This is a genomic window from Phytoactinopolyspora alkaliphila, assembly GCF_010550695.1.
Lineage (GTDB): Bacteria > Actinomycetota > Actinomycetes > Jiangellales > Jiangellaceae > Phytoactinopolyspora > Phytoactinopolyspora alkaliphila.
The window spans coordinates 79,599-95,365 of the sequence record NZ_JAAGOB010000008.1; the positions used below are offsets into that span (position 1 = coordinate 79,599).

The 15,767-nt window shown below is 68.2% G+C and carries 16 protein-coding genes and 1 tRNA gene; 4 read left to right on the forward strand and 13 right to left on the reverse strand.

All coding sequences use genetic code 11. From position 1 onward, the window contains the following. Positions 1-51 precede the first annotated feature (51 nt). Entirely contained in the window at positions 52-1,206 is a 1,155-nt protein-coding gene (locus G1H11_RS15670) for a dihydrodipicolinate synthase family protein (RefSeq protein ID WP_163819528.1), read from the forward strand. Then, positions 1,206-2,021, forward strand: coding sequence for a sugar phosphate isomerase/epimerase family protein (locus G1H11_RS15675; RefSeq protein WP_163819529.1), 816 nt, complete (start codon positions 1,206-1,208; stop codon positions 2,019-2,021). Before G1H11_RS15670 ends, G1H11_RS15675 begins: the two co-directional genes overlap by 1 nt. 255 nt (positions 2,022-2,276) lie before the next feature. Here G1H11_RS15675 and G1H11_RS15680 read toward each other — a convergent pair whose 3' ends face one another. The 8 genes from G1H11_RS15680 to G1H11_RS15715 form a co-directional block, all read right to left on the reverse strand. Next, a complete protein-coding gene (locus G1H11_RS15680; protein WP_163819530.1) occupies positions 2,277-3,290 on the reverse strand; it encodes a Gfo/Idh/MocA family oxidoreductase in 1,014 nt (337 codons plus the stop codon). A gap of 73 nt (positions 3,291-3,363) precedes the next feature. Beyond that, positions 3,364-4,278 (reverse strand): sugar phosphate isomerase/epimerase family protein, encoded by a 915-nt coding sequence (locus G1H11_RS15685; RefSeq protein ID WP_163819531.1) that lies wholly within the window; start codon positions 4,276-4,278, stop codon positions 3,364-3,366. Between the two features lie 94 nt (positions 4,279-4,372). Continuing rightward, positions 4,373-5,905 carry a CoA-acylating methylmalonate-semialdehyde dehydrogenase gene (locus G1H11_RS15690; RefSeq protein ID WP_174257691.1) on the reverse strand — a complete coding sequence of 511 codons (1,533 nt, stop codon included), beginning with the start codon at positions 5,903-5,905 and terminating at the stop codon, positions 4,373-4,375. Positions 5,906-5,957: 52 nt separating this feature from the next. Next, positions 5,958-7,838, reverse strand: a complete 1,881-nt coding sequence (gene iolD, locus G1H11_RS15695) for a 3D-(3,5/4)-trihydroxycyclohexane-1,2-dione acylhydrolase (decyclizing) (RefSeq protein WP_163819532.1) — start codon at positions 7,836-7,838, stop codon at positions 5,958-5,960. A 91-nt stretch (positions 7,839-7,929) separates the two neighbouring features. Continuing rightward, entirely contained in the window at positions 7,930-8,853 is a 924-nt protein-coding gene (iolB, locus tag G1H11_RS15700; RefSeq protein WP_163819533.1) for a 5-deoxy-glucuronate isomerase, read from the reverse strand. A gap of 82 nt (positions 8,854-8,935) precedes the next feature. Beyond that, positions 8,936-9,823, reverse strand: a complete 888-nt coding sequence (locus tag G1H11_RS15705) for a Cgl0159 family (beta/alpha)8-fold protein (RefSeq protein WP_163819534.1) — start codon at positions 9,821-9,823, stop codon at positions 8,936-8,938. Further along, positions 9,813-10,787 (reverse strand): 5-dehydro-2-deoxygluconokinase, encoded by a 975-nt coding sequence (gene iolC / locus G1H11_RS15710; protein WP_163819535.1) that lies wholly within the window; start codon positions 10,785-10,787, stop codon positions 9,813-9,815. The genes G1H11_RS15705 and iolC overlap by 11 nt, the downstream gene beginning before the upstream one ends. Then, positions 10,784-11,785, reverse strand: a complete 1,002-nt coding sequence (locus G1H11_RS15715) for a Gfo/Idh/MocA family oxidoreductase (protein ID WP_163819536.1) — start codon at positions 11,783-11,785, stop codon at positions 10,784-10,786. The genes iolC and G1H11_RS15715 overlap by 4 nt, the downstream gene beginning before the upstream one ends. A gap of 287 nt (positions 11,786-12,072) precedes the next feature. On the opposite strand from G1H11_RS15715, the gene G1H11_RS15720 reads away from it, so the two are divergent. Both G1H11_RS15720 and G1H11_RS15725 read left to right on the forward strand, forming a co-directional pair. Continuing rightward, positions 12,073-12,145 (forward strand) — tRNA-Asn (locus G1H11_RS15720). 260 nt (positions 12,146-12,405) lie between these two features. Further along, the gene (locus G1H11_RS15725; protein ID WP_163819537.1) at positions 12,406-12,630 is read left to right on the forward strand and encodes a hypothetical protein; all 225 of its coding nucleotides are present in this window, start codon (positions 12,406-12,408) and stop codon (positions 12,628-12,630) included. Between the two features lie 66 nt (positions 12,631-12,696). Here G1H11_RS15725 and G1H11_RS15730 read toward each other — a convergent pair whose 3' ends face one another. The 5 genes from G1H11_RS15730 to G1H11_RS15750 all read right to left on the reverse strand — a co-directional run bounded on the left by G1H11_RS15730 (position 12,697) and on the right by G1H11_RS15750 (position 15,744). Then, positions 12,697-12,852 carry a hypothetical protein gene (locus G1H11_RS15730; RefSeq protein WP_163819538.1) on the reverse strand — a complete coding sequence of 52 codons (156 nt, stop codon included), beginning with the start codon at positions 12,850-12,852 and terminating at the stop codon, positions 12,697-12,699. Between the two features lie 209 nt (positions 12,853-13,061). Then, positions 13,062-13,394: a DUF5615 family PIN-like protein gene (locus G1H11_RS15735; RefSeq protein ID WP_163819539.1), complete on the reverse strand. Its 333-nt coding sequence runs from the start codon at positions 13,392-13,394 to the stop codon at positions 13,062-13,064. Continuing rightward, complete coding sequence (locus G1H11_RS15740) at positions 13,391-13,864, reverse strand: hypothetical protein (RefSeq protein WP_216843804.1); 474 nt, start codon at positions 13,862-13,864, stop codon at positions 13,391-13,393. Before G1H11_RS15740 ends, G1H11_RS15735 begins: the two co-directional genes overlap by 4 nt. A 124-nt stretch (positions 13,865-13,988) precedes the next feature. After that, positions 13,989-14,252 carry a type 2 periplasmic-binding domain-containing protein gene (locus G1H11_RS15745; protein ID WP_163819540.1) on the reverse strand — a complete coding sequence of 88 codons (264 nt, stop codon included), beginning with the start codon at positions 14,250-14,252 and terminating at the stop codon, positions 13,989-13,991. 145 nt (positions 14,253-14,397) lie between these two features. Further along, the gene (locus tag G1H11_RS15750; RefSeq protein WP_163819541.1) at positions 14,398-15,744 is read right to left on the reverse strand and encodes a hypothetical protein; all 1,347 of its coding nucleotides are present in this window, start codon (positions 15,742-15,744) and stop codon (positions 14,398-14,400) included. Positions 15,745-15,767 lie beyond the last annotated feature (23 nt).

Here is a 15,767-nt window from a genome sequence, read left to right on the forward strand (position 1 = left end):
AGACCGGGGCCCCCAGCGCTCGACCTGCAGGACGCAACGGAAGGAGACGGCATGACGACGATCCAGCTCCCGGCCGACGGTGGCGGCACCGCCACGTACACTCTGCACGAACCCGGCGTGTGGACGAAGCCCGCGGCGCCGTTCGAGTCCCGGGTCGCGTTCGCCGCCGCCCACGTCGTCGCCGACCCGCTGGGCGACAACACCCCCGGCGCCCCCGCCGTCGTCGACTGGGACTCCACCCTGGCCTTCCGTCACCACCTGTGGTCCTACGGCCTCGGCGTCGCGGAAGCCATGGACACCGCGCAGCGTGGCATGGGCCTGGACTGGCCCGCCACCCATGAGCTGATCCGGCGCAGCGCCGCCGAGGCAGCATCGGTGGGTGGGCGGATCGCCGCGGGCGCGGGCACCGACCACCTGACCGGGGCGACGTCGCTCGACGACGTGGTCTCCGCCTACGAGATGCAACTCGCCGCCGTGCAGGACGCCGGTGCGCAAGCGATCATCATGGCGAGCCGCCAGCTCGCGGCGCTGGCAACAGGCCCCGACGACTACCGCGCCGTCTACGACCGTGTCCTTCCTCAGGCCGGGTCTCCCGTCATCCTGCACTGGCTGGGCCCGATGTTCGATCCCGCGCTGAGCGGATACTGGGGCACCGACGACGTCGACGTCGCTATCGAGCATGTCCTGAGGCTGATCCGGGACCATGCCGATCAGATCGACGGCGTGAAAGTCTCCCTGCTCGACGATGCCTACGAGAAGACGGTGCGTGCCCATCTGCCGTCGGGCGTCCGGCTCTACACGGGCGACGATTTCAACTATCCGGAGCTGATCCGCGGAGACGGCGCTCACCACAGCGACGCGCTGCTGGGCATCTTCGCCGCGATCGCCCCGGCGGCGTCGGCGGCTCTGCAAGCGCTGGACGCGAAGGACGACGACGCCTACGACGCGGCGTTCACGCCCACACTGGCGCTGGCCCGGCACGTGTTCAGCGCGCCGACCTACTACTACAAGGCCGGGATCGCCTTCCTGTCCTGGCTCTCCGGCTTCCAGCCCGGATTCACCATGGTGGGCGGGCTGCAGAGCGCACGGAGCCTCCCGCACCTGGTGGAGGCGTTCCGGCTGGCGGACTCCGCGCGTCTGCTTCCCGACCCGGAGCTGGCCGCCTCCCGGATGACGATGCTGCTGAAAACCTACGGGGTGCTGTGATGCGGCGGCTGTCGCTGAACCAGAAGACGACCAACTCGTGGTCCGTGGCGCAGGCGGTCGACGGCTGTGTGCGCGCCGGCATCGAGTCGATCGGGCTATGGAGAGAGCCGGTGCACGACGCCGGCGTGGCGAAGTCCGCGGCATTGGTGCGCGACGCGGGGCTACGGGTGTCCTCACTCTGCCGGGGTGGATTCATCACGGCGATAGGCGGCGAGGAGCGTCGTCGTGCCCTGGACGACAACCGCCGCGCCATCGACGAGGCGGCCGAGCTCGGCGCGTCGTGCCTGGTGATGGTGGTGGGCGGCCTGCCCGAGGGTGACCGCGACCTGCCCGGCGCACGAGCGCGCGTGGCCGGCGGTATCGCCGAACTGGTCCCGCATGCGTTGGAGCGCGGCATTCAGCTCGCGCTGGAGCCGATGCATCCTCTCTACTGCGCCGATCGCGGCGTGCTGTCCACGCTCGGACAAGCTTTGGACATCGCCGAACAGCACCCGGCATCGGCGGTCGGCGTCGTCGTCGACACGTTCCACGTGTGGTGGGATCCGGACGTGGAACGGCAGATCGCGCGGGCAGCCGGCCGGATCTCCAGCTTCCAGGTGTGCGACTGGATCACGCCGTTCCCCGGCGACGCGCTGCTCTCCCGCGGAATGATGGGCGACGGGCACATCGACTTCCGCCGTCTCCGCCGCCTGGTCGAGGACGCCGGATACGACGGCGACATCGAGGTTGAGATCTTCAATGCCGACGTGTGGGCCGCCGACCCAGACGGCGTCGTCGCCCTGATGAAGCAGCGCTACGCCGACCACGTCCTCTGACCCAGGTTGGTCACCTGATCGTCGAAATGTCGTCTGATCGTGTCCCGTGTCACAGCATGTGGACACTTCATGATCAGGTGACCAACGCGGCCGGAATCACCGTGTTCGGTCATCTGATCAAGAAGCGTCCGCATACTGGGATGAGATCAGATGGCACACCTGCGTCCTGAGCCCGCGTTTCGTCCCCTGATCGTTTCCCGTGGCGCGATCGGACGACATTTCGACGATCAGGTGACCAAGCCGCAGGAAGGATGGTCAGCGGTCCTTGAGGTACAGGCCGGGCTTGTCGCGCAGCGCGACGGGAACACGCCCGCCTCTGTGCAGCGACGTCAGGCCGGCGTCGGAGACGACCGCTGCGGCGTAACCGTCCCAGGTGCTGGGCCCGACGGCCGTCCCGGCCACCACGGAGTCGATCCAGTGCTGCAGCTCCACGTCGTAGGCCTTCTCGAAGCGTTCCTGCCAGTCCGCCGCTATCGGCGAGCCCTGTATACCCTCCCGGCGGACTACCACGGGAGCCACCGGCCCCAGTTCCACGGTGCCGTCCTCCCCCACCACCTCGGTACGGATGTCGTATCCGTAGCGGATGTTGACCGACGTCTCCAGATCCACGAATGCGCCGCTCTCGGTCTCCAGGAGCAGCAGCAGCGGGTCCTGGACGTCGCCACCGTGCCGGTTCGGCCGCGGCCGGTGCACGGTCACGGCGGTGATCTCCTCGTCCAGGAGCCATCGCACGACGTCGAACTCGTGGACAGCGGTGTCGGTGATCGCCATGTCGGCGACATAGTGCGGCTGGACCGTGGGGTTGCGGTGCGCGCAGTGGACCAGCAGCGCCGCGCCGATCGACCCGCCGGCGACGACCTCTCGCAGCGCCAGGTAGCCGGGGTCGTAGCGGCGCATGAAGCCGAGCTGCACCAGGCGGCGCCCCGCCGCCACCTCGGCGTCGACGATCCGTCCCGCGGCCTCGCCCGACGGCGCCAGCGGCTTCTCGCAGAACACCGGCTTGCCGGCCTGGATACAGGCCACGACGTACTCCTCGTGCGTGGCCCCCCAGGATGCCACCAGGACGGCGTCCACGTCGTCGTCGGCGATCACGTCCAGCCCGGTGGCGTGCACGGTGACGCCGATCGCCTGCCCGGCCACTTGCCGTGCCCGTTCCGGATCCACGTCCGCGACCGCCACGACGCGGGCGCCGGCAAGCACGCCGGTAAGCCGGCGGATATGGTCCTGCCCGATCATCCCGACGCCGATCACACCGACGCGCACAGTCATGCTCATCTCCTCCTCCCATGATCATCGATGATCTGCCGGCCTGGCATCCGCCGAATCGTCGATGATCATGGGATCAATCAAGCGGAACCCACGACCGCAGCATCTCCCGGTTGGCCCGCTGGTCGCCGGCGGCACGCCCGGGCGGGTCCGACGGCGAGGGGACGACGTCCTGCTCAACGACGAGCCAGCCTCCGAACCCGTCGGCCACCACCGCATCCATGAAGGCCACCAGGTCGAGGTCGCCCGCTCCCAGCGCGACGAAGGCCTGCCGTTCCCACACCGCCCGCATTCCGGCGCGTTCGCGCACCACGTCGGCTAGTACGTCCTTGCGCACGTCCTTGACGTGCAGATGGTTGATCCGCTCGCTCCAGCGCCGCCATCCCTCGACCGGGTCGCCCCCGCCGATGATGAGGTGTCCGCTGTCCAGCGTCAGTCCCACGTCGGTCCGGTCGAGGAAGATGTCGATCTCCTCGGGCGTCTCGACGTGCGTGCAGGCGTGGTGGTGGAACGTCGGCTCCAGGCCCACGGCCCGGATCCGTGCGGCCACCCTCGCCACATTCGACGCCAGCCGCGCCCAGCCGGCGTCGTCCAGCATCACGTGCCGGCCGCCTCCCGGGTTGGCCCGGCGAGCGTCCGAACCTGAGTCGGCCAGCGTCGGCAACGGGAGGCGCGACGGGTCGGCCTCGGCGGCGGCGACGAAGATCTCCAGCGCGTCGTCGAGCGCAGCCAGCGACGAGGCGAACTCTGCTTCATCGGCAGTGAACGGCAGGTCCACCCAGCCTCCCGCTAAAGCCATCCCGTGGTCCCGCAACCGCTGACGCAACACGTCGCCCCGACCCAGCCACCCCGGAGGGCCGAGATCAATGCCGTCGTACCCGGCGTCGCGCAGCGGACCCAGAACGGTCTCCGGCTCGGGGAAATCCGCGCCCGCGGTCAGCTCGAAGATGCCGAAGCTCACTGGAGCGTTCGCGATTCCCGTGAATGTCATGTCCAACCTTTCAAGCCTTGATGCGACGGGACGGCCAGATCGAGAACAACCTGGCCCGGGAAACCCGACCCGGAAACAGTCGGTGCCGGTGTCATCATTGATGCGTCGGGAAGTGATAGCTGGCGCCCACCGGGTTGTCCACGTGCGGCCAGCGGGACGTGACGACCTTGGCGCGAGTGTAGAAGGAGACGCCTTCAGGCCCGTGCACGTGCTTGTCTCCGAAGAGGGAGTCTTTCCACCCGCCGAACGAGTAGTAGGCCATGGGCACCGGGATAGGCACGTTGATGCCGATCATGCCCACCTGCACACCGCGCTGGAAGCGGCGGGCCGCCTCGCCACTGGAGGTGAAGATCGCCGTCCCGTTGCCATAGGGGTTCGCATTCACCAGCGCGATCGCGTCGTCCACGGTCTCCACCCGGACCACGGAAAGCACCGGGCCGAAGATCTCCTCCCGGTACACGTCCATCTCCGGCGTCACTCGGTCGATGACGGTTGGCCCCACCCAGAAGCCGTTCTCATGGCCGTCCACGACGTAGTCACGCCCGTCGACGGCCAGCGACGCGCCCTGCTCCGCGCCGGACCCGATCAGCCCGACGATCCGGTCCCGCGCGGCGGCCGTCACCACCGGGCCCATCTCGCTGGCGGCGTCGCGTCCGGGGCCGACGCGCACCTTGGCGGCCTTGGCAGCGACCGCGTCCACCAACCCGTCGCCGGCATCACCGACGGTCACCGCCGCCGAGATCGCCATGCACCTCTCCCCCGCCGAACCGAACGCGGCGGCCACCATGTGCTCGGAGGCGAAGTCGACGTCCGCGTCCGGCATGACGATGGCGTGGTTCTTGGCACCGCCCAGCGCCTGCACCCGCTTGCCGCTGACACTGGCGCGCTCGTGGATGTAACGGGCGATAGGAGTGGACCCCACGAACGAGACCGCCGAGATGCCCGGATGGTCGAGGATCGCGTCGACGGACGTCTTGTCCCCGTGCACCACGCTGAACACGCCGTCCGGTAGGCCGGCCTCCGCCCACAGCTCCGCCACCAGCATCGACGCCGACGGGTCGCGCTCGCTCGGCTTCAGCACGAAGGTGTTGCCGCAGGCGATCGCCACCGGGTGCATCCACATCGGCACCATCACCGGGAAGTTGAACGGCGTGATGCCCGCGACGACGCCCAGCGGCTCGCGGAAGCTGAACACGTCGACACCGGTGGAGACCTGGTCGGAGTAGTCACCCTTGAGCAGGTGCGGGATGCCGCAGGCGAACTCCACCACCTCCAGGCCGCGCTGCACCTCGCCCAGTGCGTCCGAGACGACCTTGCCGTGCTCGTCGGCGATGATCTCCGCCAGATCCTGGGCCCTGGCGTCCACAAGCTGGCGGAAGGCGAAGAGGATCTTGGCCCGCTTGCTCAGCGACGTCTGCGACCAGGACTGGAATGCCTCCGAGGCAGCGGCCACGGCCGCGTCGACGTCGGCCGGGTCGGCAAGCAGGACGTCGGCCTGGTGCTCGCCGGTGGCCGGGTTCCAGACGGTTCCGGTCCGGGTCGACGTGCCCGCCGCCTGGCGGCCGCCGATCCAATGCTGGATGGTTCTCACTTCTTCCACAGCCCCTTCCGGGTGTGCTGGTCGCATGCTCTCCGGCGCCTTCGGCTGTCCCGTTCACACGCGCCGGCGGTTCTCGCGTTCATAGGTAATGGCGCTGATCGGTCTTGTGGGACTCGTACGCCTTGCGGGCGTCCCGAGTCGTGTCGAGGGCCGCCACGGCAGACACCGGGACGTCCCACCAGGCTTCGCCGTCAGGCGCCGGAACCAGTGGGTCGGTGTCGATGTGCACCAGTACCGGACCGGTGTCGTCCCTGGCCTCGCGCAGAGCGGACTTCAGCTCGTCAATGCTCCCGGCACGAAAGACCCGCACGCCGAGGCTCGCCGCGTTGGCCGCGAGATCCACGGGCAGCGTCGTTCCGTCCAGGCGGCCGGTGTCCGCGTCCCGGTAGCGGTACTTGGTGCCGAACCGGTCGACGCCGACCTGTTCGGACAGCGCTCCGATGGACTGGAAACCGTGGTTCTGCACGAGGACCACGACGATCTTCACGCCTTCCTGCACTGCTGTGACCAGCTCCTGCGCCATCATCAGGTAGGAACCGTCGCCCACCATGACGTAGACGTCACGGTCCGGGCTGGCCAGCTTGGCCCCTACTCCTCCGGCGATCTCGTAGCCCATGCAGGAGTAGCCGTACTCGACGTGGTATCCCTTCGGGTCCCGGGTGCGCCAGAGTTTGTGCAGGTCACCGGGCATAGAACCAGCGGCACAGATCACCACGTCCCGCGGGCCGGAGATCTCGTTGACCGCACCGATCACCTCGGACTGGGCGGGGAGCGGGCGCCTGCCCAGCTGGTAGGCGGCCTCGACGGTGCGGTCCCACTCGGCCGCGAGCAGCCGGGCCCGGTCCCGGTAGTCGGCTCCTGTGTCATAGCCGGCAAGCTCGCGGGTGAGGGCGACGAGCGCTTCCCGGGCATCGGCCACCAGCGGCACACCGGCGTGCTTGGCGCCGTCGAACCCGGTGATGTTGACGTTGACGAAGCGCACACCGGGATGCTGGAAGGCGGTCCGCGACGCGGTGGTGAAGTCGCTGTACCGGGTGCCGACGCCGATCACGACGTCGGCCTCCCGGGCGATCCGGTTGGCCGCCGTCGTCCCGGTGCTGCCGACCGCGCCGAGCGCGAGCGGATGGTCGTAAGGCAGCGAGCCTTTGCCGGCCTGGCTCTCCCCCACCGGAATGCCGGTAGCCTCGCAGAACTCGCGCAGAGCGTCGGTGGCCTCGCTGTAGATGACGCCGCCACCGGCGACGATCATCGGCCGCTTCGCGGTGCGGATCAGCTCGACCGTGCGGGCCAGGGCCGCGGGCTCGGGAACAGGCCGGGGGACGTGCCATACCCGGCGCTCGAAGAGCTCCACCGGCCAGTCGTGCGCCTCGGCCTGCACGTCCTGCGGAAGCGCGATGGTGGCGGCGCCGGTCTCGGCCGGGTCGGTGAGCACGCGCATGGCGCCGAGCAGCGCTGACGGCAGCTGCTCCGGACGCCACACCCGGTCGAAGAACCGGGAGACCGGCCGGAACGTGTCATTCACCGACACGTCGTACCCGCCGGGGCTCTCCAGTTCCTGCAGCACCGGATTGGCCACCCGGGTGGCGAACACGTCACCCGGCAGCAGCAGCACGGGCAGGCGGTTGATGGTGGCCAGCGCCGCGCCGGTCACCATGTTGGTGGCGCCGGGACCGATGGAGGCCGTGCACGCCATCGTGGACAGCCGGTTGCGCATGCGGGCGAAAGCGCTGGCGGCGTGCACCATGCCCTGCTCGTTGCGGGCCTGCCGGTATGTGAGCGAACCGGGGTCGGCGACCTCGGCCTCCAGGAGCGCTTGACCCAGACCGGCGAGGTTCCCGTGGCCGAAGATACCGAAGCATCCCTCGAAGAACTTGTGCTCCACGCCGTCACGCTCGGTGTACTGCTGGGCGAGGAAACGCACCGCCGCCTGAGCCACCGTCAGCCGCACCGTCTCAGTCATCACTCACTCCTTCGTAGCCGCCTGCCGCTCCTCCTCTTTCCCCATGATCATTGGCGATCGCCTCCCTCATGAGGTAGGCGATCGCCAATGATCATGGGGAGTGGGAGGACAGCGGCAGCCGGGCGTCGGACTCCTGCTCGGCCCACTCGTCGCGGACCCAGGCGTGGGCCGGGTCGTCACAGATCAGCCATTCCCGCTTCTCACCCGGACCGGACATCACGTTGAGGTAGTACATGTGATAGCCGGGCGCCGCGACCGACGGCCCGTGCCAGCCGTGCGGGATCAGCACGACGTCGCCGGTGCGCACCTCTTCGAGCAGCTCGATCGGACGGTCGGCGGTTCCGTATACCCGGTGAAAGCCGAAACCCTGCCGTCCGGTGGTTCCCCGGCTCGGCGCACCCCCGTCGCCCGGGCCGTCGGAGATCTCGAAGTAGTAGATCTCCTCCAGGACCGACTCCTCGCCGGGCCGGTCCTCGTCGTGCTTGTGAGCAGGAAACGAGGACCAGTTGCCCGCGGGGGTGATCACCTCCACGGCGATCAGCCGGTCGGCCTCGAACGTATGCGCCGAGCCGAAGTTGTTGACCTGCCGGGTCGCGTTGCCCGCGCCGCGGATCTCCACCGGCACGTCCGCCGCCGCCCGGTATCGGGCCGGCAGGCGACGCGAGCAGCGAGCCGCCGGCAACGCATACCGGCCGACACCGTGGCCGACGGTGGAGGTGATGACCACGTCGGCTTCCCGCGGCACGTAAACCGAGTCGGTGACCTGGTTGAACACATTGTCGCGGCCGGTGACGCCGAACTCCTCGCCGTCACAAATTACGGTGCACGAGCCGCTCAGCGGCAGGACGAACATCTCCTCGTCACCGGTGCTGAACTCGTGCTTCTCCCCCGGTCCGAGCTCGACGATCCGCAACGACGAGTACCCGAGCGGCTCATCGCTGCCCGGATTCACGTCAAGCGCGTAGGGCTCGTTCTGAGTCCCGCCCGCCGGGAAGTAGTACTGGTTCCTGGTCATCTCACTCCTCACGCGACTCACGCGATAAGGTCGCGCTCTTCATCTTTTCCGGCTGCGCTCGGCTCACAAACTCTGGTCGCGCTCACAGCAAGCTCACCGCCGTGTCCACCGCGCCGGCGACGTCGCCGTCCGGCGGGTACAGCAGTGTCCGCCCAACGACGAGGCCCATCGCCGTAGGCAGGCGCAGCACCTTCTCCCAGCGGCGGAACGCTGCGTCGGGATCGTCGGGGACCTCTCCTCCGAGCAGCACGGCCGGCAGCGTCGACGCACCGAGCACGCGCTCCATGCCATCGGGGTCGTCGTCGACCACAGGCAGCTTCAGCCACGTGTAGGCCGACGTGGAGCCGAGCCCGGCGGCCACGGTCACTGACCGGACCACCGCGTCGGTGGAGAGGTCGTTGACGACCCTGCCGTCCACCCTGCGCGAGATGAACGGCTCCACCATGGCGATCCGCTCGCGGGCAGCGAGCTGCGTGACGGCGTTGGCGCACGCCTGCATGGTGACCGGTGTCGCGGCGTCGTCGGGATCGATGCGCATGAGCATCTTGCCCATCTCGAACCCCATCGCGTCGATCGACGACGCGTCGTAGCCGGTGAACCGGTCGTCGATCTCGAACGACGTGCCGGCCAGCCCGCCGCGGTTCATCGACCCGACGACGACCTTGCCGTCGAGCGCGCCGAGCAGCAACAGATCCTCGAGAATGTCGGCGGTGCCGAGGACTCCGTTCACGCCTGGCCGGGACAGTGCCACCAGCAGCCGCTCCAGGAGCCCGGCGCGGTCGGCCATCGCCATCGGGTCGCTGCCCGCACGCAGCGATCCACGAGCCGGGTGATCGGCGGCGATGACCATCAGCTTGCCGGAGGGACCGACAAGGCTCACCGGGCGCACTCGCCGCCGAGCCGCTTCGGCGATCGCCTCGGGACTGGCTGTCCGAGCGCGGACGATCGACCCGATCCGGTCACTGATCATCGCCGTCTCCTGTCTCAGCTCGTCGCGCACCGATCAGTGCGTCGACCTCGTCGGTCGTGGGCATCGCGGAGGAGCAGGCCAGTCGGGAGGCGACGATGGCGCCTGCCGCGTTGGCGAAGCGCACGGCACGGGCCAGGTCCCAGCCGGCGAGGATGCCGTGGCACAGCGCTCCCCCGAAGGCGTCTCCGGCGCCGAGGCCGTTGACGACGTCCACCGGGGTGGGCGGTATCTCGTGGATGCCGGCCGGATCCGATCCGAGCACGCCCTTCGGCCCCTGCTTGACGACGGCGGTGGTCACACCGGCGTCGTGCAGAGCGGCCGCCGCGGCCCGGGGGTCGTCGGTCCCGACGGCGGTCAGGCACTCGTCGAGATTTCCCACCGCCACCGTGACGTGCTGAAGCGCCTTCTGGACCTGCTCCCGGGCGGCTTCGCGGGATTCCCAGAACATCGGGCGGTAGTCGAGATCCAGCACCGTGACGCCACGCTTGCCGCGAGCCTCCAGCGCCGCCAGCGTGGCGCTCCGGCTGGGTTCCTCGGACAGTCCCGTGCCGGTGACCCAGAAGACACCGGCGGCGCGGATGGCGTCGTAGTCGAGCTCGTCCGGGCTGATCCGCATGTCCGGCGCCGGCTCACGGCCGTAGAAGTAGAGGGGAAAGTCGTCCGGCGGGAAGATCTCGCAGAACGTCACCGGCGTCTTGAGCCCGGGCACCGACGAGACCATGGTGTCGTCGACGCCGAAGCCGCGCAGCGCCTGATGCAGGAAGCGGCCGAACGGGTCGTCGCCGGTGCGGGTGATGGTGGCCACCCGGCGACCGTGCCGGGCAGCGGCGACGGCGACGTTGGTGGAGCTGCCGCCCAGGTACTTGCCGAAGCTCTCGACGTCCTCGATCCCGACGCCGATCTGCAGCGGATAGACGTCCACGCTGATCCGGCCCATGGTGAGGACCTCGTACGGGGCGCTCATGCGCGGCGGACCTCCTCGACCCGGACCGGCCGGTGTTCCTGGCGGGACAGGGTGGCGGCCTCGGCGACGTAGAAGCTCTCCAAGGCGTCGGCCACCGTGCACGGGCTGTCCTGCTTGCCCGCCGCGACATCGATGAACACATTGATCTCGGCCTGGTATGCGGGCAGGAAGCGGGACCAGAACTCTCGGTACGGGGTGCCGGACGGGAACGCGACGCCGGGCTCGGCGGAGACGAGCGCCGTGTGGTCGTCCAGTCCGACCGCGTACGTGGAGACGGTGCCGGCAAGCTCCATCCGGACGTCGTAGCCGCCGCCGTTGTAGCGGGAGCCCTGCGCGGTGGCGATGGTGCCGTCGTCGAGTGTCAGCACAGCGGCCGACTGGTCGACGTCCCCCGCGTCCGCGAAGTACGACGCTCCTCTGTTCGCGCCGATCGCGTACACCTCGGCGACCTCCCGGCCGGTGACCCAGCGCAGGATGTCGAAGTCGTGCACGTGGCAGTCGCGGAAGATGCCGCCCGAGTTCGGGATGTAGCCCGCCGGCGGTGGCTCGGCGTCCGCCGTGACCATGTGCACCCGCTGGAGTTCACCCAGGGTGCCGGCGCGCAGCGCGTCCCGGGCCACGACGTAGCCGGCGTCGAACCTGCGCATGAACCCGATCTGGTTCGGCACGCCCGCCCGGTCGACCTCGTCGCGCACCTCGACCGTGCCGGCGATGTCCGGTGCCACCGGCTTCTCGCAGAAGACCGGAAGCCCGGCCCGGGCTGCGGCGATCATCAACTCGGCATGCGCGGACGTGGCCGCGGCGATGACCACGGCGTCGACGTCTCGCATCGCGTCCTGCGGATTCTCGACAGCGCGGACGCCGAGGTCAGCGGCCACCTTCTCCGCCCGTGCGGCGTCCGCGTCGGCGAGGACGACCTCACCCACCGCGGGATGATCACGGACCACTTCGGCATGCGACGCTCCGATGCGCCCGACACCGATCAACCCGATCCGCATCTCGTGCTCCCGTCTCGGCTCATACCAACCCTAGGACTGGCATCGCGCCTGCGTTGCTGTTTCGGACACCAACCGGCCGCCGCGCGAGTCCGCGCGGCGTGCGCTTCAGAGTCTTGTCCGCCCAGAGGGCGTCGTCAAGGCTTTGTCCTGACATTCTTACGTCACGTCTTTCACACCGTGACGCGGCTCACGCTCGACGAGGCCGGACCGGGGCCGATACCGATTGGGTAGGAGGCGGCAGTTCCTGGTAATCTTCTGCGTCGGCGGGTACATCTCGCCGATGCCGATCCCGCATAGCTCAATTGGCAGAGCATCTGACTGTTAATCAGAGGGTTCCTGGTTCGAGTCCAGGTGCGGGAGCTTCGTAAGTTCCGAGGTCAAGTGGAACATTTCGGCGTGACCCCATCCGGGCGTGCCACCATCGTGCCATAGGTTCTCGAAGGTCGGTGGGATCATCGGGCGGATCTGGATGCCGCCGTAGGACAGGTAGGCATAGCAGGCTGCCAGGACGGACCGGATCATGGCAGCTTGTACGAGTACGGCTTGGGCAGACCCGCCAAGGCGGCGTCGAGCTTGGTCAGTGCCGTCTGGTCGACCGCGGGTAGGATCAAGCGCAGCTGGTGGTGTTCGCCGAGGTCGGGCTCGCGTTCGAGGCGCTGGATGAGGAGCCCAGACAGGAACGGCTTCAGCGTCTCCAACACTTCCAGGTAGGCATCCTCGTCGTCGTAGCGACGGATGCTGACGCCGTACGCCTTCCCGACGAACTGCTCACCAGCATGGGCGTCGTCGAGATCAGGAGTCGGGGCTCGGGCAGCTTCGGGCTGCTGTCGAAGACAGCGCTGTAGGTCGTGATCACGATCGCCTCACCACCCTCGACGGACGCCTCATCCGCCGGATCGCAATGCTTGGCGCTACCGGTCAGGAGCGCAGCCGGAACTCGCGCTCGGCCGTCCCGCGACCTGGCGGGCGAGCTGCTTGGTCGGCGTCGCGTAAATGACTGGTCCTGCGGCCTTCCGCCGCACCCACTCCCCGATGAGCAGGCCGGGCAGCGTATGGGTCTGCTGCACGGATAGGTGACATCTGATTTGGCTTGCCCGTGAGGGCGGTCTGGAAGGATGTCGTTGTGCCCAAAGCCCTATCCGAGCGAGTTCCCCTCCTCATTAGCGGCCGCCGCTAAGGTAGGTCTCGCGGGTGGCCACTGACGTCTGCACTTTGCGAACGACGCGGGCTGGCGGTAGTTGGTGGCAGTGTGGAATCGTTCGACCCTGACCCCCGATCAGTCAGTGGGCGGCCAGTGGGGACCGAGGTAGGGCTGCGGGTTGGCATGTGCCCAGCGGTCGAGGACCTTCGCGAGACCGGCGGCCTGGGCGCCGCCGGCCGGGAGGTTTCGTTTCAAGACGAACACCAGCACGACGTCACGCTCGACTGAGAAATCGACGACATTCTCGGTCACGACCGCTCGCCCATAAGCGCGGGCCGCTGCGGCGACCTGGGCATCATCGGCTGCCTGCAGGCCGACGTCGAAGACATGCACGGCATCATGACCGTCCTCGCGCAACAGCTCGGCCGTGGCAGGTGGGAACATCTCATCGATCAGAAACGCAGTCACGCAAGCAGCACCTCGCGCTGCTGGGCGGCCTGTCGGCTGTGTTCGGCCATGGCGGCGTTGCGGTCGATACGCTCGCGGATACCATCAGGATTCTCGGCGGCGTAGTCGATGGCGATACGGATCAACCTTGGATGCAGATCAGACTCCGCGCTCAGCGTGGCGATACGGTGCTCTTGACTGCCGTCCAGCTCACGCAGGCGCGCGATGATCTCCCACACGTCCGGCCCGGCAGCCAACGCGGCCCGCCGATCATGCGCCGGACCCCTGAAGACGATCCCGGGATAGTCCAGCTGATCCACACCCTCGGTGATGAGCCGCTCCAACAGCGACGTTGCACTCACGCCGTCGCGAGCAGCCCTGGCCGCCAGCTTCTGCTTAGCGACATCATCGATGCGAAATGACGTACTCCTGGCCATCACCAACGCCTCCCTGGCTTCATCAGCACCAAGTGTAGCGCGCCTGTAGCGCACATGCCCTACGCCTCAATTGTCGGGCATGGGTCAGTCGCCGGGTCTCGCCACGAACTTGCCGCTCTCCACTGCTGGATGAGGCGGTAGTCGGCCAGGTCGTCCACATCGACCAGATCCTGCGAGGCTAGGGGTGACCGGCGTGCACCAGGAGTATGCGGTTCTCGATTCTCAGGGTCGCACCTACGGTGAGATCTGGCTCATCCATGGGATGTCGTTGACACATGACGTCGAAGGCCCCTTGGCGCAGTCGCTCGAAAGTTGCCTGGGAATTCTTCGTCACGCGTAGATGGCACGCGGGATAGCGACGCTGGAACTCGCGCACGATCGTGGTGGAGTCCAGTCCGGCCATGGAGTACGGCGGCAGCCGGCCGCCAATCCGCTCCTCCATGGCTCGAACGGTCTGGCTGACCCGGGCTCTGTGTGATAAAGAGCCGCTGGGCGGTGCGAGCGCCGGACTCACCGCCAAGGTCGGTCTCGTCCACCGACTGGACAATGCAGCAGATCGCCGAACGTCGCAAAGCGCCCCGCGCTCGTCAGTCGTACGGGCGATCGTCCGGGGAGGGCGGGGGAAGCTCGTAGCCGATTCCCGTTCCCGACGGCTCCAGGGTGCCCTCGGGATTCTCGACCGGGCGATAGCTGATATCGAGCTCCGGGGTTTCGAGGAGCGCCCCGCCCTGGTGATCGGAGTGCATCGCGGCGTCGAGGATTCCGGTCGTGAGAAGGGTGCGCTCGACCGGGTAGGGAGCGGTCCCGGTGAGCGCCATGTACTCGATCTGCCGGTCGAGGAACGTGAAGTGCCCGTAAGGCCACCCCTTCTCCAGAAGGAACTCGGACGCTTCCACCTCGCCGCTGCGGCGGCCGGCGTACGTCAGAGTCGTCAATGCCCCGTTGAGCAGCAACGCAGTCCCGCGGAAGCCGTCGTTGTAATCGATCAGGAACGCGATCGGCTCGGGAGTGTTGTCCTTGACGTCCCCGTCGGTGACGTGGCCACCCTTTTCTCGCGCGGCCTCGATCGCCGCGTCCATGAGCGACTCATCCCACCGGCCCTCTACCGCTGCGTCCCACACGGCTTCGCCGCGCAGGGTTTGCACCGAGCGAACTCCAGTCTCACCGCCGTCGCGGCGTTCGGCCATGCACTGAAGCGTCTCCAAGACATGGAAGCCGTAGGTTTCGATGTGAGAGTAGCCGACGGCCACGGCCTCGGTGAGATCCGCGTCCAGCCGATACGTGAGAGCGGGGAATCGCCAGGCCAACGGCAGCGTGGACCCGGCGAAGAACGGAACGCCGTAGCGCACAGCCGTGTCGTACATGTGCCGGGCGTCGTGGAACGCCTGCGAAAGATGCTTGTCGTTGAAGATCGGAACGAACTTGTTCGAGGCGATCATCGCCGAGACCACGGTGTCGAAGAGGCGCCGGCGCGGGTACGTCTTCTGCCCGAACTCGTTCCACGGGTAATTGCCGTGCTCACCCACGATGATCACGGCGTCAACGGCTACCTTGCCGGTCTCGCCGAGCGCGAGTGCTTCCGGGATGGTGTCGAAGATGGGGACGCCGTGCTTGTCCGCCATGAAATGGCCGACGTCGTTGTCCGGCACCTGATCGAGGTAGATGGACGCGACCTCCACCCGCGGCTCGGTGTCCACACCGTGCAGCTCATACCCCTCGAGCAGCTTCGTCGTGATGACGTCGCCATGCGAGTTGCGGCGATACTCGGTGATGATGACGGCGACCTTCGGCTTTCGCCCGGGTGGAATCCTCTCCCCCGGGTTCGGACGGGATCGAACGTTCGAGCCGTGCGCGATTCCAGCGGGCAGCATCATCGCGCCCGCTGTGGCGGCACCGGTGGTCAGGATCTGTCGCCGAGATGGGTGGGATGGCATGTGGATCCTCCTTCGTGGATGAG